General features: G+C 36.2%; 20 protein-coding genes and 3 tRNA genes. 14 read left to right on the top strand and 9 right to left on the bottom strand.

What is annotated here, in order from left to right; translation table 11 throughout:
* Nucleotides 1–103: 103 nt before the first annotated feature.
* Nucleotides 104–874, top strand: a complete 771-nt coding sequence (locus tag B0I22_RS15070) for a TIGR02757 family protein (RefSeq protein ID WP_133946257.1) — start codon at nucleotides 104–106, stop codon at nucleotides 872–874.
* Nucleotides 875–971: 97 nt separating this feature from the next.
* On the opposite strand, the gene B0I22_RS15075 is transcribed toward B0I22_RS15070, so the two are convergent.
* Entirely contained in the window at nucleotides 972–1,853 is an 882-nt protein-coding gene (locus B0I22_RS15075) for a polysaccharide deacetylase family protein (protein ID WP_246022251.1), read from the bottom strand.
* A gap of 344 nt (nucleotides 1,854–2,197) precedes the next feature.
* Here B0I22_RS15075 and B0I22_RS15080 point away from each other — a divergent pair, with 344 nt between their 5' ends.
* Nucleotides 2,198–2,869 (top strand): YceI family protein, encoded by a 672-nt coding sequence (locus B0I22_RS15080; RefSeq protein ID WP_133946259.1) that lies wholly within the window; start codon nucleotides 2,198–2,200, stop codon nucleotides 2,867–2,869.
* A 337-nt stretch (nucleotides 2,870–3,206) separates the two neighbouring features.
* Here the strand turns inward: B0I22_RS15080 and uvrA are convergent, their stop codons facing one another.
* The 5 genes from uvrA to B0I22_RS15105 all read right to left on the bottom strand — a co-directional run bounded on the left by uvrA (nucleotide 3,207) and on the right by B0I22_RS15105 (nucleotide 9,051).
* Nucleotides 3,207–5,993, bottom strand: coding sequence for an excinuclease ABC subunit UvrA (uvrA, locus tag B0I22_RS15085; RefSeq protein WP_133946260.1), 2,787 nt, complete (start codon nucleotides 5,991–5,993; stop codon nucleotides 3,207–3,209).
* A gap of 264 nt (nucleotides 5,994–6,257) precedes the next feature.
* A complete protein-coding gene (locus B0I22_RS15090; RefSeq protein WP_133946262.1) occupies nucleotides 6,258–7,052 on the bottom strand; it encodes a sensor histidine kinase in 795 nt (264 codons plus the stop codon).
* The gene (locus tag B0I22_RS15095; RefSeq protein WP_133946264.1) at nucleotides 7,053–7,361 is read right to left on the bottom strand and encodes a hypothetical protein; all 309 of its coding nucleotides are present in this window, start codon (nucleotides 7,359–7,361) and stop codon (nucleotides 7,053–7,055) included.
* A gap of 291 nt (nucleotides 7,362–7,652) precedes the next feature.
* Nucleotides 7,653–8,417 carry a hypothetical protein gene (locus B0I22_RS15100; protein ID WP_133946266.1) on the bottom strand — a complete coding sequence of 255 codons (765 nt, stop codon included), beginning with the start codon at nucleotides 8,415–8,417 and terminating at the stop codon, nucleotides 7,653–7,655.
* A 10-nt stretch (nucleotides 8,418–8,427) separates the two neighbouring features.
* Complete coding sequence (locus B0I22_RS15105) at nucleotides 8,428–9,051, bottom strand: response regulator transcription factor (protein ID WP_246022252.1); 624 nt, start codon at nucleotides 9,049–9,051, stop codon at nucleotides 8,428–8,430.
* Nucleotides 9,052–9,221: 170 nt separating this feature from the next.
* Here B0I22_RS15105 and B0I22_RS15110 point away from each other — a divergent pair, with 170 nt between their 5' ends.
* A complete protein-coding gene (locus tag B0I22_RS15110; protein ID WP_133946270.1) occupies nucleotides 9,222–11,021 on the top strand; it encodes a TonB-dependent receptor plug domain-containing protein in 1,800 nt (599 codons plus the stop codon).
* Nucleotides 11,022–11,154: 133 nt separating this feature from the next.
* Nucleotides 11,155–11,982, top strand: coding sequence for a 50S ribosomal protein L11 methyltransferase (gene prmA, locus B0I22_RS15115; protein WP_133946272.1), 828 nt, complete (start codon nucleotides 11,155–11,157; stop codon nucleotides 11,980–11,982).
* A gap of 65 nt (nucleotides 11,983–12,047) precedes the next feature.
* Here prmA and B0I22_RS15120 read toward each other — a convergent pair whose 3' ends face one another.
* Both B0I22_RS15120 and B0I22_RS15125 read right to left on the bottom strand, forming a co-directional pair.
* Entirely contained in the window at nucleotides 12,048–12,593 is a 546-nt protein-coding gene (locus B0I22_RS15120; protein ID WP_133946274.1) for a GNAT family N-acetyltransferase, read from the bottom strand.
* On the bottom strand, nucleotides 12,594–13,598 hold the full coding sequence (locus tag B0I22_RS15125; protein WP_133946276.1) for an N-acetylmuramoyl-L-alanine amidase: 1,005 nt from the start codon (nucleotides 13,596–13,598) through the stop codon (nucleotides 12,594–12,596). It abuts the gene before it with no gap.
* A 132-nt stretch (nucleotides 13,599–13,730) separates the two neighbouring features.
* Between B0I22_RS15125 and B0I22_RS15130 the strand changes: the two genes are divergently transcribed.
* From B0I22_RS15130 to B0I22_RS15150, 5 genes are all read left to right on the top strand, one after another.
* Nucleotides 13,731–13,817, top strand: a tRNA-Ser gene (locus B0I22_RS15130).
* A gap of 20 nt (nucleotides 13,818–13,837) precedes the next feature.
* A tRNA-Pro gene (locus B0I22_RS15135) sits at nucleotides 13,838–13,912 on the top strand.
* A 33-nt stretch (nucleotides 13,913–13,945) separates the two neighbouring features.
* A tRNA-Arg gene (locus tag B0I22_RS15140) sits at nucleotides 13,946–14,019 on the top strand.
* Between the two features lie 528 nt (nucleotides 14,020–14,547).
* Nucleotides 14,548–15,195, top strand: a complete 648-nt coding sequence (mtgA, locus tag B0I22_RS15145; RefSeq protein ID WP_133946278.1) for a monofunctional biosynthetic peptidoglycan transglycosylase — start codon at nucleotides 14,548–14,550, stop codon at nucleotides 15,193–15,195.
* 19 nt (nucleotides 15,196–15,214) lie between these two features.
* A complete protein-coding gene (locus tag B0I22_RS15150; RefSeq protein WP_133946280.1) occupies nucleotides 15,215–17,242 on the top strand; it encodes a recombinase in 2,028 nt (675 codons plus the stop codon).
* On the opposite strand, the gene B0I22_RS15155 is transcribed toward B0I22_RS15150, so the two are convergent.
* On the bottom strand, nucleotides 17,220–17,516 hold the full coding sequence (locus B0I22_RS15155) for a hypothetical protein (RefSeq protein ID WP_133946282.1): 297 nt from the start codon (nucleotides 17,514–17,516) through the stop codon (nucleotides 17,220–17,222). The genes B0I22_RS15150 and B0I22_RS15155 overlap by 23 nt on opposite strands.
* A gap of 195 nt (nucleotides 17,517–17,711) precedes the next feature.
* On the opposite strand from B0I22_RS15155, the gene ychF reads away from it, so the two are divergent.
* The 5 genes from ychF (at nucleotide 17,712) to B0I22_RS15180 (ending at nucleotide 24,845) form a co-directional block, all read left to right on the top strand.
* The gene (gene ychF / locus B0I22_RS15160) at nucleotides 17,712–18,803 is read left to right on the top strand and encodes a redox-regulated ATPase YchF (protein WP_133946283.1); all 1,092 of its coding nucleotides are present in this window, start codon (nucleotides 17,712–17,714) and stop codon (nucleotides 18,801–18,803) included.
* 86 nt (nucleotides 18,804–18,889) lie between these two features.
* Entirely contained in the window at nucleotides 18,890–19,687 is a 798-nt protein-coding gene (locus B0I22_RS15165; RefSeq protein ID WP_133946285.1) for a T9SS-dependent choice-of-anchor J family protein, read from the top strand.
* A 165-nt stretch (nucleotides 19,688–19,852) separates the two neighbouring features.
* A complete protein-coding gene (locus B0I22_RS15170; RefSeq protein ID WP_133946287.1) occupies nucleotides 19,853–21,751 on the top strand; it encodes a DNA topoisomerase IV subunit B in 1,899 nt (632 codons plus the stop codon).
* 23 nt (nucleotides 21,752–21,774) lie between these two features.
* Nucleotides 21,775–22,269: a hypothetical protein gene (locus B0I22_RS15175; RefSeq protein ID WP_133946289.1), complete on the top strand. Its 495-nt coding sequence runs from the start codon at nucleotides 21,775–21,777 to the stop codon at nucleotides 22,267–22,269.
* Nucleotides 22,269–24,845 carry a DNA gyrase/topoisomerase IV subunit A gene (locus tag B0I22_RS15180; RefSeq protein ID WP_133946291.1) on the top strand — a complete coding sequence of 859 codons (2,577 nt, stop codon included), beginning with the start codon at nucleotides 22,269–22,271 and terminating at the stop codon, nucleotides 24,843–24,845. Before B0I22_RS15175 ends, B0I22_RS15180 begins: the two co-directional genes overlap by 1 nt.
* The last annotated feature ends 12 nt before the right edge of the window (nucleotides 24,846–24,857 follow it).

A 24,857-nucleotide genomic window follows, 5' to 3' on the forward strand; every position in this document is an offset into this window, starting at 1 on the left:
CGATTTTAAATTAATCTAAAACACAATATTGTCATTCTGAAAGAATCTAAACTTCGAGATTCCGACAGAATGACAATTTTTTTGTGGAAATTTGCAACTGATTATGAATTTAAAAGAAAAAGACATCTTCGATTTGCTCAATGAAAAAGCAGAACTCTACAATTCTCCAGAGTTTATAAATGATGACCCAATCCAAATTCCGCATCGTTTTTCTTTGAAACAAGATATTGAGATTGCAGGTTTTCTATCAGCAAGTATTGCTTGGGGGAACCGAAAATCCATCATCAATGATGCCAATAAAATGATGGAATTGATGGGGAATTCGCCGTACGATTTTGTAATGAATTTTAGTGATTCTGATTTAAATAAAATTCCACAAAAAGCGATTCACAGAACTTTCAATCACGAAGATTTTATTTTCTTTCTAAGGAATTTCCGTCGGATTTATTCTCAATTTGAAAGTTTGGAAGATGCGTTTCTCATCAATGAAAACGAAACCAATTTCTATCATTCGATTGAACGATTCAGAAATCAATTCATTTCTGAAAAACATCGTGGTCAGAAACACGTGAGTTCACCTTATAAAAATTCGGCTTCCAAAAGATTGATTATGTTTTTGCGCTGGATGGTTCGGAAAGATAAAAAAGGCGTTGATTTTGGAATTTGGGAAAACATTGACCCGAAGTTTCTGTCTGTTCCTTTGGATGTTCACACAGCTAATATTTCCAGAAAATTAGGAATCTTAACCAGAAAACAAAACGACTGGAAAGCGGTGGAAGAGTTGGATTTAATTCTCAGAAAATATAATTCTGCTGACCCAGCAATCTATGATTTTGCTTTGTTTGGATTGGGAGTTTCTAAAGAGTTTGAATGAATTTAAAATCTCGCTGATTTGACAGATTAAGCAGATTTTTTTGATAATGAATCTGCGAAATTCGCTAAATCAGCGAGATGAAAAAAAGAGGATTTTCTTATTTTAAAATATCATTAATCTTAGGATAATCTGATATTTTTCGGAATTCAAAACGGTTGCTGTTTTGCAAATCGGAAATAAACAAATCCAATTCTCTCACCGAATCATCGTCCTGAAGATATTGGTCGTGTGTGAGGAAAACCAAATGTCGGGAAGTTTTTTCCAAATCGTTGAAAAAAATGCTGTCTATTTTTTTGGAAATTTCTTTGTGAGAACCTTTCAGTTTCATTTGATTGTCAGGTTTCCATTCCAAATCCCAACCAACCAAAACGTAACCAGCTCTTTGCAATTCGTCGGCAGAAGTTTTCGAAGTTTTGATGTCGGTAGCGTTGATGTTTGTGGTTCTCCAGATATTTCTTCCTGGTGTTCTGGCGTATTTGTTTTGGAATTTCAAATTGTCTTTTGCTCTGTCAAAATCGTGGATGACTTTTTCTGGATTTTTATAAAATTCCGAATATCGATTTTCTGCGTGTGAATAGCTGTGGTTTGCCAATTCTACGAGTTTGTGATTTTTTAATTCGGTCAAGTTTTTTGCTTGCGTTTTGCTATCGTAAGCGTGTTTGCCTACGATAAATGAAGTAATTGGGATTTGATATTTGTTGATGATTTTAATTAAATTTTCCGTTCCTTTATTTGGTCCATCGTCGAAGGTGAGATAGATGTAGCGTTTATTCGGGTCGTCGGGAATATCTGGTTTTGCGGAGATTACTTTTGCGGAATTGGGGACAATTTTGTTGGCGTCTGTTTCTTTTGATAGTCTTACCTGATCTGTTTTCGAATTTTTGTTACAGGATTTCAAAAAGAAAACTGCTGTGATCATTAGAGTAGCAGTCCCAAGAAAAACCAAAATGTTTGATTTTTCTGCAAAAGTTTTTTTCATTGTAATTAAAGGAATTTAAGATTGTTAAAAAATGTTAATAATGTTAAGATTTAATATCAAATTTTATACCGATTTGAATTAATATAGAAAATATTTTTAAAATAATTAGGTTGGTAATCAGTGTTTTATAAATCGTTAGCACTTTTGTGTTTAATAGATTTGATTATGTTAAATAATTGAACTGATATTTTTTAATTTACTCTTAACGAAGTTAAATTATCAATTGGTGAATTAAAGTTTAAAAAATTCTAAAATATGCTTTCTTGATGTACATCAACGTGGGTTGGATGTTTAAGGTATTAAATTTGCAGGATTAGAAAATTATTAACAACAAAATATTATCAATGAAAAAATTAACAGTATTGGCATTTGCGGGTGCAGCATTATTATTCACGGCGTGTAACGAAAAATCTAAAGAGGGCGGGAAAGACCCAGTGGAGGTTGCAGAGAAATCTGGAGATGCGTATAATGTAGATTTGGCAACGTCTAACGTAAACTGGAAAGCGTTTCACAAAGGCGGTTTCGCACCACGTTGGGGAACTATCAACTTGAAATCTGGTGAAATTACAGTTGCGGACAACGCGGTAACTTCTGGAGATTTCGTGATTGATATGACGACTTTGAAAGTAGATCCTGCATCTGTAACAGAAGCCGACAAAAAACCAGCAGATCTTGAAGGTCACTTGAAAAATGAAGATTTCTTCAATGTAACAAAAAATCCAACTTCTGACTTCAAAATCACGTCTGTAACTGACTTGGCTGGAGAACTTCCAAAAGATGCAGTTGCTGGAGCTAATAAAACTGTAAGCGGAAACTTGACATTGCTTGGAAAGACTTTGAACGTTTCTTTCCCTGCGAAAGTGACTGTTGCTGATGGAAAAGCTGGCATCGAAGCTAAATTCACTGTAAATAGAGCGGATTGGGGAATCAAGTTCGGGACAGATGAAACTGACCCAGCAGAATGGATGATCAGCAAAGACATTGAGATTGGAATCAATGTGAATGCTACCAAATAATTAGTTTTTAAAATGAAAAGGAGAAGACTGTTTCGCAAGAAACAGTCTTTTTTATGTTTAATGAACACAAAAGAACCGACTCTTTAGAAGCCGGCTCAGTAGATAAAGACATCTCATTTTTTTAGTTAAACAACAACAAAAAAGGATAGCCGACAGTGCTATCCTTTGATTTTTATATCAAATTTAGTTTGATTGATTCTGATTGAAAATAGATAAGTTTTCATAACGATTTCCTTAATCTTATAATGTAAATTTATAAAGAAAAACAATACGAAATGTAAACTGAATGTTAAAGTTTCGTAGTTATCCACATTTTTTTGTGGATAAGTCTGTTGTTTTACAATTTCTCCGCAACATACTTCGCCGTAGCAGAACCTTTCACTTTCACCAAATCCTCCGGCGTTCCGGCAAAAACAACTTCACCACCGTATTTTCCGGCATTTGGACCGATGTCGATGATGTAATCTGCTGTTTTCATAATATCCGGCTGATGCTCAATCACAACAACAGAATGTCCGAGTTCTATCAAAGCCTGAAGTGATTTCAGTAATTTTTTGATGTCGTGGAAATGCAGTCCTGTCGAAGGTTCATCGAAGACGAAAAGCGTTTTGTCGGTCGTCACACCTTTTACAAGGAATGATGCGAGTTTCACTCTTTGCGCTTCACCGCCGGAAAGGGTAGAAGAGGATTGTCCGAGTTGAAGATAGCCCAAACCAACGTCCTGCAAAGGTTTTATTTTGGTCGCAATTTTTTCTTCGTGGTTTTCTGAGAAGAATTCCAAAGCCTCATCAACCGTCATATGAAGAATGTCGGAAATATTTTTCTCGTCGTATTTGATTTCCAGAATTTCTTTCTTGAAACGCGTGCCGTGGCAATGTTCGCATTCCAGCTCGATGTCTGCCATAAACTGCATTGAAACTGTGATGACACCGTCGCCTTTACATTCGTCACAACGTCCACCATCCACATTGAATGAGAAATGTTTCGGCTTCAAACCTTGAACTTTCGCTGATTTTTGTTTCGCGAAAAGGTCACGGATGTCGTCATAAGCTTTCAGGTAAGTCACAGGATTGGAACGTGACGATTTTCCAATCGGATTTTGGTCAATCAATTCGATATTTTGAATCAATCTAGAAGGAAATTCCACGGAGTCATAATCCGCTTTTTTTCCACCCATTCCGAGTTGGATTTGAATCGCATTCGTCATCACTTCTTTCATCAAAGTCGATTTCCCACTTCCGGAAACGCCTGTGATAACCGTCAAACATTCCAACGGAACATTCACATCGATGTTCTTCAAATTGTTTTGACGCGCGCCTTTGATGGTGATAAATTCTTTCGTTTTCCTGCGTTTTTTAGGCACTTCGATTTCCATCTCGCCACTCAGATATTTTGCGGTCAGCGTATCGGATTTCATCATTTCCTCATAGTTTCCATTGAAAACCAAATCACCACCGAGATAGCCAGCTTCCGGTCCAATATCAATGACGTGGTCCGCAGATTTCATCACATCTTCATCGTGTTCTACAACGATTACCGTGTTGCCAAGGTCTCGAAGTTGCTTCAAAACGCCAATTAGATTTTCCGTATCTCTGGAGTGTAAACCAATACTTGGCTCATCCAAAATATAAATCGAACCAACCAACGAACTTCCCAAACTGGTTGCCAGATTAATTCTCTGACTTTCTCCACCGGAAAGTGTATTCGAAGTTCTGTTTAAGGTTAAATAACCAAGACCAACTTTTGTCAAGAATTCTAATCGGGTTTCGAGTTCGTAGGTCAGTCGTTTGGCGATTTCTCTGTCGTGTTCGTTGAGTTTTAAAGTTTTTATTAACGGGAGAAATTCATCCAGAGGCAATTCGATAAACGATTGAATATTGTGTCCATCAATTTTCACCCAGCTCGTTTCTTCTCTTAATCTTAATCCTTCGCAAGTCGGGCAAAGCGTTTTACCACGGTAGCGCGAAAGCATCACGCGGTACTGGATTTTATAAAGATTTTCCTCCAGCATTTTGAAGAAATTATCAATGCTTGGGAAGGTTTTCGTTTTGTCGCCTCTCCAAAGTAACTGTTTTTGTTCTTTGGTCAACTGGTGGTAAGGCTTATGAATAGGGAAGTCTTTGTTCTTTTTGATGAAATCCTTTTTCCATTCGCTCATACTTTCGCCACGCCAGGACGCGACTGCATCCTCGTGAAGCGATAGATTTTTGTTTGGAATCACCAAATCTTCATCAATGCCAATCACTTTTCCGTAACCTTCGCAAGTCGGGCAGGCGCCATAAGGATTATTAAAACTGAAATAATGAACGGTTGGCTCATTGAAAACAATGCCGTCCAATTCAAATTTATTCGAGAAATCCCGTACTTTTTCTGTGTCTGTATTTTTCAAAGAACAATAGCCGTGACCTTCGTAGAAAGCCATTTGGATAGAATCCGCCAATCGTTGAAGGAAACTCTCATCTTCTTCATAACTAAATCTGTCGATGACCAAATTAATCGTCATATCTTTCTCTGGCACAAATCCGAAACTTTCCAAATCCTCGATTCCAGCCACATTTCCATTGACTTCCAATCTTGTGAAACCTGAAACTTTCAAGGTTTTAAGTTGTTCTGCAAAGTTTTCAGCATCAAATGCTAAAGGAGCCAAAAGCAAAAACGTCGAATCTTTTTTTGAATTTTTAATGAAATCTATCACATCCGTTACGCTATCTTTCTTTACTTCTTCACCTGAAACTGGAGAATAAGTTCTTCCAACTCGCGCAAACAGCAACTTCATATAATCGTAAATCTCCGTAGAAGTTCCAACCGTAGAACGCGGATTTGACGAAATCACCTTTTGCTGAATCGCAATCGATGGCGCCAAACCTTTGATGTCATCGATTTTCGGTTTTTCTAATTTCCCCAAAAACTGACGCGCGTAGGAACTCAAACTTTCCACATAACGCCTCTGTCCTTCGGCATAAATGGTGTCGAAAGCCAGTGAAGATTTTCCACTTCCGGAGACGCCTGTAATCACAATCAGTTTGTTCTTCGGGATGAGAACGTCGATGTGTTTCAGGTTGTTGAGGTGTGCGTTTTTAACGAAAAGAAATTTCTTGATATCGATGTCGGTTGTTGTAGCCATAGTAAAAATAAGACCTACAAATTTACGGAAAAAATGTAAAGAAACCTGCCAACTTTTAGTCCGTTGACAGGTTTTAGAAAATAGTTAGTTAGTTAGTTAGTTAGTTAGTTAGTTAGTTAGTTAGTTAGTTAGTTAGTTAGTTAGTTAGTTAGTTAGTTAGTTAGTTAGTTAGTTAGTTAGTTAGTTAGTTAGTGCAATGATGAATGCTAAATTCTATCATCAAAATTAGCGAAACTGTGATTGTGATGAAATACCTATTTTTCGTTATTTTTCCAAATCTATGGACAGAGAAACTGTGGTTCCGGAATCGTCGGAAATTAATGAAAATTCACCATCCAAACTTTCTGTTCGGGATCTCATAGATGACAATCCGTAGCCGACTGAGGAAGATTCTGAGGAGAAACCTTTGCCATTATCGGAAATTTTGATTTTGAGATTTTGGTTTTCATCTGTGATTTGGAAAGTGGATTGGCTTGCCTGGCTGTGCTTCACAATATTGTGGGCAGATTCCTTGATTACCATTAGAATGTTCCGCCGGATTTCGGATTTGATGATGCTTTTTTGATTCTGGATATTCTTTTGGAAATTAAAATTGATATTGGTTTTTGAAAAGTAATTCTCCAAATAATGAATGCAGTAATCTGTAAAATTCTCAATGTTGTCATTCGCTACATTCAAGGACCAAAGCATCTCGCGCATAGAATGGTTCATATTTTCAGAAATCTTGATGAGTTCATCTATTTCCTGATGACTGATGTTTTGGCTTTGCATTTTCAGAATCTCAGATTGCAGTTTGATGGCGGAGATTCCGGCACCAATTTCGTCGTGCATATCGCGTGAGATTCTGGCTCTTTCGTTTTCCAAAGATTTTTGTTTTTCGAGTTCTTTTTCTAGAATTTGATTTTTGAATTCGGCGTCTTTGAGTTGTTTTTCTTTGATGTAAAATTGCTGTCTTTTGTTATACATTAATATGACGAAAATTACAAATCCTGTCAGAATCATCATAACAATGAAAATGAAAAAATAAGTGATTTTAATTTCGTAAGGAAGAGACTTCATCTAAGGATTTTTACAATTGAGGCCAATTAAGAAAAGCAGATAAGAAAATACTGTAACGTAATGAAAAATATTGTTCACTAATTTCATAAAGACCAAATCAGCGTTGGATAAATAATACAATGGAAATGCATTAAAGGCATAGGCGATGCTCCAAATAAAAAGTCCCGTCGCAATCCAGAATTTTTGTTTTTTTTGAATTGGAATCTCATTGGGTGTCAAGATTTGAGTGATGAAATAATGAAATGCCAAAATCAAATAGAGAAGAATGAGACTGATGTTATCAATCTCATTGTAAAGTTTACCCTTCATTATTACAAATACGGAGACAACTGCATACACAATGAGAAGATAAATCCAAAGCGGGGTCTTTTTTAGAAAATAATAAATTAGATAGAAGTTACATAGCATGACTGAGTAAAAGTAAATCTCAAAAACATACCTTGCCTGAAAAAAGAAAACGTAAATTTCTGCTATCCAAACAACTACAAAATATACCCACAATTTTTCCCGTCGTGCAATTGGCATTATTATAGAAGCAATTGCACAAAGAGAAATTATAATAATGTATGTCCAATCTATTATTTCCACATTCTTACTTTTTTAGCACAATGGAGGACAGTTTCTGTACTTGTCATCTACAGGAGGACCGAAGGTAATTGCTGTTTCCTCATTCTTTAATTCTACCGAAGAACTAATAAGACCGAATGAAAATAGTTGAAGAATATTTTTTTCATCCAAATCTTCTAATTTATTTAAAGCAAGGGTTTGGATAGCAGGATGCATAAAAATAGCTTTTGAATTTTCTTTCCCAAGTTCACCCAAAACTATATTCTTTCCACTTTCAATATCATCAATAATAATTTTCCGGGTGTTTTTAGAGTGGATGCCTTTAGTATTATTAAAAATAAATTTATCCAGAGATTTGCATAGACTACTTGTTTCAAAGTTGGCTTGGAATTCTTGAAATTTGTCTCCTGAAAGTTTGATTAATTTGTCGGTGTTTAGACCGATGTAATACTCTTTTTTATTGTTTACTTCGAAAGCAAATTGCAAATGCACATCTTTCCTGTTCAGATCCTGATGAAAATCTTTTGAAACAATTATAAGATGAAGCGTTAACGTATTAATTTTTGGAGGACTCAAAGATTTTACCAATTCTTCTTGTACTTCCTCTTTCATCATATAAGAATTGGAAATGAGGCTACCATCATCAAATTTTTCTGATGCAAACTTTTTTAGCATGTCCATAGCATTTTCATAATCAATTGGACCTACAACAGGAATTGATCTCGGTGTTTTAAGTCTTTTAAATCCATCATCAAGACCTAGTTTTAATAGATTGATTAGTTTCTCTGTGTCGTTCATAGTTTTAAATTTATTTTTGGTTAAAGATATTTGCTGCCTCCGTTTTATTATTCACGCCTAGTTTTTTGTAGATATTGGCGATGTGTTTTTTCACGGTTTCGGTAGAGATGCTTTTGGATTCTGCGATTTCTTTATACTGATGACCTTTTGATATTAATGAAAGAATCTCCATTTCAGATTTTGTCAGGCTTTGCAAAAGTTGTTTTTCCATATTTTGATTTTGAAAATACTTCAACACTTTTCGCCCGATAGAATTACTCATAGGCGACGCACCGTTGGAAGCGTCTAAAATTGAAGCCACAATTTTGTCCAGACTTTCCCCTTTTATAAGATAGCCGATTGCGCCAGCCTTCAATGCATCAAATATTTTGTCTTCCTCCTCGTGGTTGGAACATACAATGAAACTCGTTTTTGGAAGTTGCGGAAGTAGCGCAGAGATGATTTGATGTCCCATAGAATCGCGCAATTGCAAATCCATCATCACAACATCTGGATGAAGATTGGGAATGTTTTCCAGCGCACTTTGCCCAGAAAAAAACTGACCAGCACAATGCAGGTCTGGATGATAGTCCAAAACTTTTTTCAGAGTATCGTTATAAAATTTGTCATCTTCTACGATTGCAACAGAAATCATTATATTTTGTTTTTACAAAGATTACACCTTTAAAGTTAAATTAAAATACCGATAAAGGGGTATATTTTTACAAATTATTTTCTAATTAAAGATATTGATTATCAATTAATGAAAATGAAGATGAAATCTATTTTCTATACTTTCGCCGAAATTTTTTAGGAAATTAAACTATGAAAAAATTAATTCTTGCGCTTTCTGTATTGGCTTTTCAACAGAACTTGATGGCGCAGAATCAGGAAAAAGAGATTGATGAGGTTAATTTGCAAGGCAGATTTCTCTCGATTCCTTATAATGATGTGAATGAAAATGTGACGGTCATTACCAAGCAACAAATCCAAAACAGCCCAGCGACAAGCATCGATGAATTGTTGCAATTCCACTCGGGGTTGGATATCAAAAGGCGAGGTTCGAATGGTGTTCAGAGCGATATTACGATTCGCGGAAGTTCGTTTGAACAGGTTTTGATTTTGGTGAATGGCATCAGGATGAATGATTCGCAGACTGGTCACAATACTTTCAATCTTCCGTTTGATATTTCGGCGGTTGAAAGGATTGAAATAATGAAAGGGTCGTCGGCAAAACTCTATGGGCAGAATGTTTACGCGGGTGTCATTAACATCGTTACTAAATCATCTTCCGAAGAACAAGTGACGATAAAAGCGCAAGGTGGTGATTTCAAAACTTATGATTTGTCGGCTTCTGCAACTTTTGGTTCGGAGAAATTTACAAACCTTTTTACCATTAGCAATGGCGCATCCGACGGTTATCGTTACAATACGGATTATCAAATAAGAAATTTTTTCTATCAAAATAAATTAAAACTGAATGATGGGAGTCTGAGATTACAAGCTGGTTTTTCTGAGAAGAAATTTGGTGCTAATGGTTTTTATGCATCGCCAACCGCCATCAATCAATACGAAGAGACGCAGGCTTCTGTGGTGAGTTTGCAGTATGAGCAAAGGTTTGATAAATTGTCTGTAAACTCCAGTGTTTATTGGCGAAGAGGGCAGGATATGTATCTTTTTATCCGTCAAAATCCGTCGTATTACAGGAATATGCACATCGGAAATAACGTTGGCGGAACGGTGAATGCGACTTATGAATCATCACTTGGAACCACTGGAATTGGTGTGGATTACAGGAAAGAATTTCTTGCGAGTAGCAATCTTGGAGATAGAGAAAGAGACGTGACGCAGGTGTTTTTTGACCACCAATTCAAGTTTTTTAATCAGAAATTGGAAATCAATCCTGGCGCAAGTTGGGCGAATTATTCTGGGCAGAATTTCTTCTATCCTGGGATGGATGTTGGTTTTATCTTTAATCCTAATCATAAAGTGTTCGGAGCGGTTTCGAAAGGTTTCAGAATCCCAACTTTCACCGATTTGTATTATGTGAGTCCGGCGGAAATTGGAAATCCTAATTTGGTTCCGGAAAGTGCGATTTCATCAGAATTAGGTTATCGATTCCAGAATGAAAAGATATTGGCGAAAGTCAGTGGTTTTATCCGAAATACAGATAACGGAATCGATTGGCTGAAAGAAACGGCGGAAAGTCCTTGGAAAGCGGAAAACGTTGGAAAAATCCATCTCAAAGGTTTTGAAACTGAGTTTAAACATCAATTGTTTTCGTTCCTGAACTATCGTTTGGACTACACTTATCTTGATAATCAATATAAAAATGAAGAACTTTCCAGATATGCTTTGCAGAATCTGAGACATCAGTTTGTGGCGCAAGTCGATGTGAAATTCTTGAAATATTTCAGCAATCAGTTAATTTATAAATATTCGGAACGTGTGAATCTTGGAAGTTATAATGTCTTGGATGAGCAAATTAATTTCCGATACAAAGACCTGAATTTTTATGTCTTAATCAACAATCTGACGAATGCGAAATATGTAGAAACTAACTTGGTTCCAATGCCTGGAAGATGGTTTCACGTAGGTTTCACTTATCAGATTAAAATGAACTAAATTTTTTTAACCATAAAGGCACAAAGGTTCTGCACAAGGTTCACAAGTTTTCTAAGCTTAAAAATTCTTTGTGTTCTTTGTGAAAAACTTCGTGACTTTGTGGTTTTAACCTAAATTTGCAAAAAATTAAACAATGGCAGCTTATCTGGAATTCAATTTTAAAATAAAACCTCTCCAACCTTGGAACGAAATATTGATGGCGGAACTGATAGAAATCGGTTTTGACAGCTTCACAGAAGAGTATGACGGCATCCTTGGCTATATCCAAAAAGACCTTTTTAAAGAAGATGAGTTGAAAAATATCTATCTTCTTCAGAACGAAGAAGTCGAGATTTCTTACACTTATGAAGAAATGCCAAATATCAACTGGAATGAGGAATGGGAAAAGAATTTTTCGCCCATCAATGTAGAAGATAAAGTCTTAATCCGAGCCGAATTCCACGACTCGGATCCGCAAATGCACGAGATTGTGATTCAGCCGAAAATGTCATTCGGAACCGGCCATCATCCTACGACGCACTTGATGATTCAGCAGATGTTGGATATGGATTTGGCGGACAAAAAAGTGCTTGATATGGGTTGCGGAACCTCGGTTTTGGCCATTTTCGCCAAACAGAAAGGCGCTGGTAGAACTGTTGCTATCGACATTGATGAATGGTCTGTTGAAAATTCCAAAGAAAATGCTATTCGAAATAATGTAGAATTGGACATCGAGTTGGGAACGGCGGATAATCTTGGTAAAGAAAAATTCGAAATCATCTTGGCGAACATCAACAGAAATATTTTGATTTCTGACATCCCGACTTATGTTTCGGTTTTGGAAGATGGAGGAAAATTGCTGTTGTCCGGACTTTGCTTCTTCGATGTGGACGATATTCTGGAAGTTTGCAAGGAGCAAAATCTGAAGCTTGAGAAGAAAATCCAAAGAGAAGAATGGGTTTCTTTGTTGTTGAGTAAGTAATAAAATTAAAAACCTCGAATTATTTTCGAGGTTTTTTTATGACAATATTTATAGTTACAGAGCGATTATTTTCTTAAGTCTGTTTCCAAAATCGCATATCCATAATTATCTGACCATCCAGATTTCAAAGGCAATAATTTTCTCGTATGTGCTTCTCTCAACATTCCCACTTTTTCTAAAACACTGTATGACCCAATATTTTCAACAGCACAACCAGCTTCAATCCTATGAAGTTTCAAATCCTCGAAACCAAACTCAATGATTGTTCTTAAGCTTTCTGTTGCATAACCTTTGTTCCAAAACTTGTAATCAAATTGAAACCAAACTTCTGCATTCTTATAATGTTCTTTTCCTAAATTAATTCCAATCAAACCAATAAATTTTTCATTCTCAATTAGTTTAATTGCAAATGTAAAATGCTTGATGTTTTCTTTATTGTTTTCATCAATCCATTTATCAACATTAATTTTTGTTTCATTAATATTGGATGGCGATTTGGATGTGTTGAATTCGGAGGTTTGTTCCAAAGATTGTAATTCAAATACATTTTCAATATCATTTTCCGAAATGGGCCTTATAATTAATCTTTCAGTTTTTAAAATAATATTCATTTACTTCTGCGGATATTTCTGAATCAAAGCCTGTAAAATTGCCCAAGTTTCCGCATCCATTATTCCATTGTAATTGCTCGGTCGGAAATGAAATTGGAAAGCCTCAATCGTTTGTTTCGTTTGTTTATCCCAAACTGCAGTGGGCGGAATGTTATAGCCAAATTGATTCAACTGTATTTGTGCTTTTACGATAAAATCTGCCGAATTGGACTGCGTAGCAAAATCAGTTTGCAGAATTTGATTGAGGAAAGTCTGTTTCGCAGTTTCGTCATACCACATCCCGATTTGATATTCGTCGTACAATCTCTTCCAAGGGAAAAGTGGACCTGGATCTTGCTTTCTCGTCGGTGCAATGTCAGAGTGAGCCAAGATATTAGTCGGCGGAATGTTGTACCTCACGACAAGATCTTTTACCAAAGCTCCAACTTTCTTGATCTGTTCTTCTGGAAACGGCGTGAAAACTCGGTAACCAGTAGAGTCTGTCTTATAACCCAAATTCACGATTTCAATTCCAATCGAAGTATCATTTAGATTCTGATCTTTTCTCCAATTACTGACTCCTGCGTGGTAAGACCTTTTGTTTTCATCCACCAATTGATAGATTTCCTTGTCAGGCAAGGTATTCACAAGATAATGTGCACTTACGCCTTGTTGTGTGAGAACGTTGATGGATTTTTCATCATCCAATACAGTATAGTGTAGAATCACATAGCGTTGACGAAAATTCTGACCGATAGATGGGAAGTAATTTTTTGTCACTTTATAGCCCGCAGGATTTGCGCTGACGATAGAACCATAACTTATCGTGTTGTCATTTTTGGTAATATCCGCGATATTGACTTTATAATAGTCGCCTTCATCTTGTTTGATTTCCGGTTTTTTTATAGGAACGACCGCTACTGGAGTAGTAGATTTGATAGGAGTTTTACTTTTTACCGATTTTTGTTGTGAACCACAAGAAATGATAAGGATTCCTAAAGTTGTGAGATATAATGAATTACGCATTGTAGTTATTTTTGTGTTTAAATTTCATTCAAAAATATGAAAAAAAATGAAGAAAAAGTTTTGGTAGTTATGTAAAAGTCTTCTATATTTGCACTCGCAATAACGGAATAGAATATATCTCTGAAACTGCAAGGAGAGTTGCCTGAGAGGCCGAAAGGACTTGTTTGCTAAACAAGCGAACTGGAAACGGTTCCAAGGGTTCGAATCCCTTACTCTCCGCAACTACAAGATGACTTACTCGGGGCGTAGCGTAGTCCGGTCATCGCGCCTGGTTTGGGACCAGGAGGTCGCAGGTTCGAATCCTGCCGCCCCGACAATTTTTAGTAATTTTCGAAAAAATTACAAATGGGTGCGTAGCTCAGCTGGATAGAGCATCTGCCTTCTAAGCAGACGGTCTCAGGTTCGAATCCTGACGCGCTCACAAGAACCTCACAATGCAAGTTGTGAGGTTTTTTGTTGTTCAAATCTATCGTTTGTTAGTGGCTTTTGTCTTATTTCTGTGTTAACTGTTTTGTAATTATTTTTTAATAATAATACTTGATTTATTAACTAATGTTACATTTCTGTTTATTTTTTGTCTTTTATTTTCGTGTTCATATTTTAATTTAATATTTGTAATCTTTAAAAAATAATAAGCTTTTAGCATATTTAAAAAATTACTTCTGATTAAAGATGAATCATAAAAAATATTCAAATACGAGCAAGCTGGAGGGTAAACAAGAATTAGAAAGAAGAAATCATCAAAATTATAGGAGCAGATTGGCTTTACAATCAAATAAATTCAGCTTTGATGATTTTGTGTTATGTCTTATTTTAACACTAGTCTTACTTCTCTGGGATATTTTGGGTTCTGCTTTTTGATAATTTTATTTATTTTACAACTGCACTTTTTCTTTTGTTCGCATAAGATATTTTTTTGTTTTATTTTCGCAAAAAATTTCTTTTTCAAATGTGGAAGTTCATCAAAAAACTGTTTTACATCATTGTTATCGCAAATATTCTTTTCATTATTTTTGGAATCTTTTTCAATCCGCCAATCACTTGGACGCAGTTGGGAAGTGTTTTCAAATATGGAAAATTGCAACGTGACTATATCTCGTACGACGATATGGGAACTAATATCAAAAAAGCGGTTTTAGCATCGGAAGATCAAGCGTTTTTCAATCATAATGGTTTCGATTTCAAGCAAATTGAAAAAGCAATGAAAAAGAATGATAAGAAAGGAAAGGTTGTTCGTGGCGGAAGTACGGTTTCCCAGCAAACGGCAAAAAATGTTTTTCTTTGGCAAGGCAGAAGTTGGCTGAGAAAAGGTTTGGAAGCAATTTACACGTTCATTATTGAAAAGATTTGGGGAAAAGATGTTATCCTTGAAAGATACCTTAATGTCATAGAAATGGGGCAAGGCGTTTTTGGTGTGGAAGCTGCGGCACAATATTATTACAACAAACCTGCAAAAGATTTGACAAAAAGCCAAGCGGCGTGGATTGCGACAGTTTTGCCAAATCCAAAAAAATACGATCCGAAAAATCCAAGTCCGTACCTTACCAAAAAACACAATTGGATTATGCGTCAGATGAATAACATTGTTTTGAAATAATGACTACTTTTGTCGTAAGATGGCGATTAGATTAATTAAAAAAGACAGTTTCAGCACGATTCTGAAAAATTATTTCAGCGAAAGAAACGAAACGCTGTCTTTGCAGCCTTTATCGGAAATTATCACAAGCCTAAAGCGTGAAGATTTGGGCGTTTTTACAGCCTATCTGAAAGATAATGAGAAGATTAAAGAAAATCTATTATTCTACATTCATCATATTTTCCAAGACAAACCATTCAATCTTTCTTTGACGGAAGCGGACATTCTTTCCGAAAATGCGTTCTATCCCGAATTCAAAAAGAGAATTCTGAACAAGATTCTCCCGCCCATCGAAAACGAAAATACAATTTGGTATCTGGTTGATAATGTGCTGGTAACGCCAAGAAAAGATCTTCAGTTTTTCCAGAATTCACCGGAAGATAAGATGGATGAACTTTTCCGATTGCTTAGAATTGATAAGTTTATTAATAATCAACACGTTAAGAATGAGCTTTTGTTTTCGCTTAATATTTTGGCGTGGCGCGTAATCGGTAATGCGCTGGACGTGGAAGTGATGAAAATGGCGCCAGAATACAGGAATTTTGACAATCCTTTTCTAGCTCTTCAAAACGAACTGGATGTTCTGAATGCAGAATTCAAAGCAAATCCGGATTTTCAGCTTTCTTCGACGGATGATATTTATAAACAGACCAAAATCTATCTGGATCAATGTTTGGAATTTGTGAATATTGCGTTCAAGAATTCTTCCAAATACGGTATTTCCAGCAAGACCAATCAGTCTTTGTTGAAAATAAGACAACAGCTGACAAGGATGTCGGATATCATAAAACTTTTCTTGATTAATGACGAGCAGGATTATTTGATTAATTCCAAGCAGTTGTTTTTCAATATCTTAAAATATAAATCACACAAAAATAATCTGCGCGATCTCATCTCAGATAGTACAAGACTAAAGTCGCATCTCATCACAAACCATACTGCGGAAACTGGAACGCATTACATTACTTCCACATTCAAATCCTACATGAAAATGTTTTGGAAAGCCTCTGGTGGAGGCGTGATTGTTGGGGCACTTTGCGTACTGAAGATGCTTTACAGTTATGTTCCAGCCAGTGATTTTGCCCACGCATTTTTGTTTTCTATGAATTATGCGATGGGATTCATAATGATTTACCTGATGCGGTTTTCGTTGGCTACCAAACAACCTGCGATGACGGCAGCTACGATGGCAAAAGTCCTGTCAGAAGGGAACAGCAGAAATACTTATATAGAATTTGCGCACGTGGTTTCACAATTGTTTAGGTCTCAGTTTATCGCTTTTGTGGGAAATGTGCTGTTGTCATTTCCGGTTTCTTTGCTTATTATTTACGGATTGGAAGTGCTTTTCAAACAAAATTTCGCCTTCGAAAAGTCGGGGAAATTGCTGTATGATTTGGATCCATTTCATTCCAAGGCTATTTTGCATGCTTGTATCGCGGGAGTTTTCCTGTTTATTTCCGGCGTCATTTCCGGGAATTTGAGCAATAGTTCTGTGTTTTATCAGATTCCCAAGCGGATTGCCAAAAATCCATTTATCAATTATTTCTTTGGACAAAGTTTTGCGAAGCAGCTTTCGGTTTATTATTCTAAAAACTGGGCGGGGATTATTTCCAATTTCTGGTTCGGAGTTTTCCTTGGAGCCACTGCACCAGTCGGGCTTTTCTTGGGATTAGACTTGGATATTCGGCACATTACTTTTGCTGCTGGTAATTTTGCACTTGGACTTTACGGGAAAGATTTTGTAATAAGTTCTTCTGCTTTTTGGATTGCATTTGTGACAGTTTTCATCATTGGGTTTTTCAATTTTGCAGTCAGTTTTGGATTGTCTATGTTGTTGGCATTCCGTTCCAGAAAAGTTGAGATGAGCGAAGTAAAGGAGATTTTCAGAGAGATTTTCAGTTATTTCCTTAGAAATCCGTTTAGGTTTTTCTTTCCGCTGAGATCCCGATTGGATGAAAAAAGCAAAAAAATGATTCAGGATATTTCTACAAAATCAGAAGATCATTAATCAAAGATTCATCCTTCAAAACTTCTCGAAATTTCTTCAAGAAAAAAGTTTTTCTCAATCTGAAATCATTTTTTAAAAGTGGCGATTTTATTCTGATAATTAAGACTTTTTCTTTCAGATTCACGCTCACGATTTCGGCGTAAAGATCGTTAGAAAGATAATCCTCCAAAAAATCCTTAATCTCAAAAGCTTTCAATTTATCCTCAAAACCATAGATTCTGGCGAAGGAATTCACAAGTTCTGAAGATTGATATTCGCGTTTTTTTCTTGCCATTTTGGATTCGTTTCCTGATCTTAATTAAGATTGTAAAAGTAGAAAATTCAAACCCAAAAATCAGTATATTTGCAAACTTAAAATTCAATGTTCAATGTTTAAAATTCAAAGTTTAAACTCAGAACATTAAACCATAAACAAAGAATTATGAAACCGTAAGGTAGCATAACTTAAAATAACAAATAAAATTTCGTTATGAAATGTGGAATCGTAGGTCTTCCGAATGTAGGAAAATCAACCCTTTTTAATTGTCTTAGCAACGCAAAAGCACAATCTGCAAACTATCCGTTTTGTACCATAGAACCGAATCTTGGAACTGTTTCTGTTCCGGATGTTAGACTTTTTGAATTAGAAAAAATCGTAAATCCAGAACGCGTTTTGCCTGCAGTTGTAGAGATTGTGGATATTGCCGGATTGGTAAAAGGTGCGAGCAAAGGTGAAGGATTGGGAAATCAGTTCTTGGCAAATATTCGTGAGTGTGAAGCGATCATTCACGTTTTGAGATGTTTCGATAACGGAAATATCATCCACGTGGAAGGTTCTGTAGATCCAATGAGAGATAAAGAAATCATTGACATTGAACTTCAATTAAAAGATATCGAAGCGATTGGAAAAGCTGTTGATAAAGCTAAAAAATTCATCAAATCTGGAAAGAAAGAAGATCTTTTGACCTATGAAACTTTGCAAAATCTTTTGACTTTTGTGGAGGAGGGCAAAAACGCAAGAGAGTTTCCTGCAGATGATTTTGCAAAATCTATTTTAGCGGATGTTCAGTTACTGACCAACAAACCAGTTTTGTACGTTTGTAATGTGGACGAGAATTCTATCAAAAATGGAAACGATTGGATTGCTAAAATCGAAGAAATGGCAAAATCCGAAAATGCAGAAGTTGTAGTTTTGGCGGCGCAAATCGAAGCTGATATCAACGAATTGGAGACTTTTGAAGAAAGACAAATGTTCTTAGAAGAGCTAGGTTTGGAAGAACCAGGTGTGAACAGATTGATTAGAAAAGCTTACGATCTTTTGAAATTACAAACCTATTTCACGGCTGGAGTGAAGGAAGTTAGAGCTTGGACGATTGGTCAAGGTTGGACGGCGCCACAAGCGGCTGGTGTGATTCATACAGATTTCGAGAAAGGTTTCATCCGTGCGGAAGTGATCAAGTATGATGATTATATGCATTACGGAACAGAAGCGAAAGTGAAAGAAGCTGGGAAACTGTCTGTGGAAGGTAAAGAATATGTCGTTCAAGACGGCGATATTATGCACTTTAGATTCAATGTTTAAAAGCTTAATTTTAAAATATATTAGAACGCTTTCAGAAATGAGAGCGTTTTTTATTTACATTAGCTAAAATTTAAAAATAAAAATATATGCTTAAAAAATTACTATTTTCATCTTTATTGATGACGGGATTGTCAATGTCGGCTCAAACCGTAATTTTCAGTGAAGATTTTGAAACTGAGGCTGGAAGAGATTCTTGGACCAACACAGATCGCGATGGAGACACTCAGAAATGGGAATTCGATAATAGTTCTGTCGATGCTTTCACGGGCTATTATGCAACTTCTTGGTCTTGGTTTTTCGGAGCTTTTACGCCGGATAATACTTTGACAAGTAAATCCATTTCTTTACCCAATAATTCTGGCAAACAGCTAAAACTGAAATTTGATGTCGGTGCTTATGATGATGTAGAGTTTCAGGAACATTATGCTGTTTACGTAATTCCTGCCAATTCAACTTTTACAGGTGCAGAAACTCCTGTTTTTGAGGAGACTTTGGATGCTGGATATATGGAAGAAGCAAAACATGTAACTATTGATCTCGCAGATTTTGCAGGTCAGGACGTACAGCTGGTTTTCAGGCATTTTGATTGCACTAATATTTTGGTTTTAATGGTTGATAATATTCAGGTTTTGGAAACGGAAACATTGGCGGTTTCAGATTTTAGCAAAGCTAATCTTCAGGTTTATCCAAATCCAAGTTCAGATTTTATTAAGATAAATGGAGTTGATAATATTCAGAAAATCAGAATGTATGATGTTTCAGGAAAGATGGTTTTGGAAACGAAATCTTCTGAAGTTGATCTTAGAAAACTTCCAGTTGGGCAGTATATTCTGAATGTTCACACGAACTCAGAAATTATTTCTAAAAAGATTCTTAAGAAATAAAAAGGTATTTCCACAGTCCATAATTCAAAGTCAGGCATTCGTCTGGCTTTTTTTATGGATAAATTATATTAATCGATTAAAATTAATTCTCAAAACTTTCAAATTAAATTTCATTTCGTTAAATTTGTGAGTTACCGATTTTCAACACAAGCCAATTACTATTTTATGAGCGAAATTAATCCTGCAAATTATTCCGAAGATAATATCCGAACCCTCGAGCCAAGGGAGCACGTGCGACTGCGACCTGGGATGTATATCGGGAAGCTGGGAGATGGATCGTCTGTTGACGACGGGATTTATATTTTGCTGAAAGAAGTTCTCGATAATTCCATCGACGAATTTAGGATGAAAGCTGGAAAAAGAATTGATGTGAAAATCAAAGACGGAACTGTAACCGTGCGAGATTACGGTCGAGGAATTCCTTTGGGGAAAATTGTGGACGTGGTTTCCATAATGAATACGGGAGGAAAATATGACGACGGCGCTTTCAAAAAATCCATCGGTCTGAATGGTGTCGGAACAAAAGCGGTCAACTTTTTATCGACTTATTTTAAAGTAAAATCGGTTCGGGAAGGTAAAATGAAAATCGCCGAATTCCGCGAAGGAAGATTGGATGTTTTGCACGATGAGACCGAAACTTCCGAAAGAAACGGTACAGAAATCACGTTTGTTCCAGATGATAGCATTTTTATCAATTTCAAATTCAGAAATGAATATGTGGCGAAAATGCTCCGTAATTACACTTATCTTAATTTAAGTTTAAAAATCTATTTCAACGGCGAAGTTTTCGAATCTCAAAATGGTTTGAAAGACTTGTTGGAAGAAGAAATAGACGGAGAGATCGTGTATCCGATTATTCATATCAAAGATGAGGATATGGAATTGGCAATCACGCATTCCGACAAATCCCAGTCAGAGACGTATTTTTCATTCGTCAATGGACAATATACTTCGCAAGGTGGAACGCATCTTAATGCTTTCAAAGAAGCGTATGTAAAAACTATTCGGGAATTTTTCAATAAAAATTTTGAAGCGACTGATATTAGAAAAGCTATTATTGGAGCGGTTTACATCAATGTTGGTAATCCTGTTTTTGAATCTCAGACCAAAACAAAATTGGGCTCTGCGACAATGGGACAAGATAAAGATGGGAAGGAATTGGAGACGATTAAAACTTTCGTTATCAATTATCTCAAAAATAAACTTGATAATTTCCTTCATAAAAATCCTGAAATTGCAGACGCCATTCAGCGTAAGATTTTAATTTCTGAAAGAGAGAGAAAAGAACTTTCCGGAATCCAAAAACTAGCAAGAGAACGAGCGAAAAAAGTATCGCTTCACAACAAGAAACTGAGAGATTGCAGACATCATTACAATGACCAAAAGGCATCCAGAAAGTCTGAAACGATGATTTTCATTACCGAGGGAGATTCGGCTTCTGGTTCTATTACCAAATCTAGAGATGTGGAAACACAGGCTGTTTTTTCTTTGAAAGGAAAACCATTAAACTGCTATGGACTCACGAAAAAAGTAGTTTACGAAAATGAGGAATTCAATCTTTTGCAAGCGGCGCTAAACATTGAAGAAAGTTTGGAAGACTTGCGATACAATCACGTCGTAATTGCTACAGATGCGGATGTTGATGGGATGCACATCAGATTGTTGATGATTACATTCTTCCTTCAGTTTTTCCCAGATCTCATCAAAAACGGACATCTTTATATTTTGCAAACGCCACTTTTTAGGGTTCGAAATAAAAAAGAAACGAGATATTGCTATTCCGATTCAGAAAGATTGAAAGCCTTGAATGAATTAGGGAAAAATCCAGAAATCACACGATTCAAAGGATTGGGAGAGATTTCGCCAGATGAGTTCAAGCATTTTATCGGAAAAGATATCAGATTGGAGCCGGTTGTTCTCGGAAAAGATCAGACTATTGCTCAGCTTCTGGAATTCTATATGGGGAAAAATACACCGGACAGACAATTGTTCATCTTGGACAATCTGGTAGTAGAAGATATGGATATCGATAACAAAGAAGCCATCAAAGAAATTGAAGTCTAACTTTCATAAATAAAAATAAACAAATGAGATTAAGTAACAGGAATGGGAAACCATTGTACAGTTTCATATATTCCTTGGTAGGTATTATTTTTATTCTCGGAATCATAGCATATATTCTTGAGATCAATAAGTTTGATGTATTTGGTAACAAAGCTTGGGTTCTGCTGGCAGTTCCTGCTATTCTTTTTTTATTATTATACATTTTGGGAAGACCAGTTTTTGAGTATGACAGCGACGGAGAAGCGCTCAATTTTAGGAACAATCATATTCTGTATTTGTTATCTAAAAAAAATGCAAAAGACGAATTTCCAAAATATAAGTTGCTGAAATTTAATTTTGTCAATGGTTTTATTTTCAGACGATTGTATATTTATATCAGCAGTAAAAAAAATCACGTAACAATTTTGAAATATGATATTTCTTATCTCTCAAGGAAACAAGTGAAAGATTTGAAATTTTCCTTGAATAAGGTTATTAAAACCAATAGAGAAACCAGACAAGAAGATAATACAGATTAATGGAAGAAAGTACGCATCACGAAGAAAGCCTGAAGAAAGTTTCCGGATTATACAAAGATTGGTTTTTAGACTACGCTTCTTATGTAATTCTGGACAGGGCAATTCCTTCTATTTTCGATGGATTGAAACCAGTTCAGCGCAGGATTATGCACTCTATGCGCGAGTTGGAAGACGGTCGATATAACAAAGTAGCAAACATCGTTGGAAATACGATGAAATATCATCCGCACGGTGATGCTTCTATTACGGATGCAATGGTCCAGATTGGGCAAAAAGAGTTATTGATTGATACCCAAGGAAACTGGGGAAATATCTATACCGGCGATTCTGCCGCTGCTGCGAGATATATCGAAGCGAGGCTCACGCCTTTGGCTTTGGATGTGGTCTTCAACCCGAAAACTACACATTGGACAAAATCTTACGATGGCAGAAACAATGAGCCAATTGATCTTCCGGTTAAATTTCCGTTACTGCTTGCACAAGGCGTGGAGGGAATTGGAGTAGGACTTTCTACCAAGATTATGCCTCACAATTTCAACGAATTGATAACGGCTTCTATTCTTCATTTGAAAGGTAAAAGATTCGAAATTTTTCCAGATTTCTTGACTGCTGGAATGTTGGATGTTTCCCATTACAACGACGGGAAACGTGGTGGTAAAATCCGTGCGAGAGCGAGAATTACTCAAAAAGATAAACACACACTCACGATCACAGAATTGCCTTTTTCAAAAAATACCGGAGATCTTATCGATAGTATTTTGAAAGCCAATGAAAGAGGGAAAATCAAAATCAAAAAAATTGAAGATAATACGTCGGATGTTGTAGAAATCAATATCCATCTGCATCCCGATGTTTCGCCAGATAAGACGATTGATGCACTTTACGCTTTCACAGATTGCGAAGTTCCTATTTCTCCAAATGCTTGTGTAATTGTTGGTGACAAGCCAATGTTCTTGTCAGTTTCGGATATTCTGAAACACAACACAGACCACACGGTTTCTTTATTGAAAAAAGAACTGGAAATCGAACTCCACGAGTTGCAGGAAAGCTGGCATTTTTCTTCCTTGGAAAGGATTTTTATCGAGAATAGAATTTACCACGATATTGAGGAGGTCAAATCTTGGGAAGATGTTATCAAAACCATTGATGAAGGTCTGAAACCTCATACCAAACATTTGCTGAGAGCCGTTACAGAAGAAGACATCGTAAGATTAACCGAAATCCGAATCAAAAGAATCTCACGTTTCGACCTTGATAAATTTAAAGAAAACATTCTCGCATTAGAAGGAAAAATAGAGCAAGTCAAACATCATTTGGCGAACTTAATTACTTATGCAATAGATTATTATCTTAATATTCAAAAAAAATACGGCAAAGGAAAAGAAAGAAAAACCGAATTAAGGATTTTTGATACGATTGATGCAACAAAAGTTGCCGTTGCTAATGAAAAATTCTACGTCAACAGAGAAGAAGGTTTCATAGGAACTTCCCTCAAAAAAGACGAATTCCTGTTCGATTGTTCCGATATTGATGACATTATCACGTTCCAAAAAGACGGTACAATGAAGGTCGTAAAAGTGGAAGCCAAAACTTTCATCGGGAAAAATATCGTTCACGTTGCCATTTGGAAAAAGAACGACAAACGCACAGTTTACAATTCCATTTACCGAGAAGGCAGAGAAGGTCCTTATTATATGAAGCGTTTCTCCGTGACAGGCGTTACAAGGAATACGGATTACAAATTGGCATCTGACAAAAAATTCTCAGAAATGCTTTATTTCTCTGCTAATCCAAATGGTGAAGCCGAAGTTGTTTCAGTTTTGCTAAAACCAAATGCAAGAGTCAGAAAGAACAAAATCGATATTGATTTCTCCGAAATTGCCATCAAAGGCAGAGATTCCAAAGGAAATCTGGTAACCAAATATGCCGTGAAAAAAGTCGATCTCAAAGAAGAAGGCGTTTCCACTTTGGCACCAAGGAAGATTTGGTTCGATGAGTCCGTACGTCGTTTGAACGCTGATGGAAGAGGAACTTTACTCGGAAATTTCAAAGGTGACGACAAGATTCTCACCATCAATTCCCAAGGCGAAGCCAAGCTAATTTCATTCGATTTGATGAACCGTTTCGATGACGATTATCTCATCCTCGAAAAATGGAAACCAGAACAGCCAATCACCTGTATTTATTTCGATGGAGAAAAGGACAAGTATTTTGTAAAACGATTCCTGCTGGAAGCTACAAACAATGTTCAATCCTTTTTCAGCAACGAGAATCCGAAATCTTTCCTAGAATTTGTAACCACAGAAATTGGCGCTATTGCAGAACTTGTTTTCCCAACAATCAAAGGGAAACAAAAAGATGCAGAAACCGTAGATTTGGACGAGTTTATCACCGTGAAAGGAATCAAAGCAATTGGAAATCAATTGACTAAAGACAAAGTCAAAAACATCAATATCACAATCCCAGAACCGCCAGAAATCATAGAAGAAGAACCGGAAATCGAAGAAAAATCAGATGAAGATTTGGACGACGACGGCGGAACCATCGGAAGCCTTTTCGATGAAGAAATCAATTAAAATTTAAACTAA

Source organism: Epilithonimonas xixisoli (genome assembly GCF_004365655.1).
Classification (GTDB): domain Bacteria; phylum Bacteroidota; class Bacteroidia; order Flavobacteriales; family Weeksellaceae; genus Epilithonimonas; species Epilithonimonas xixisoli.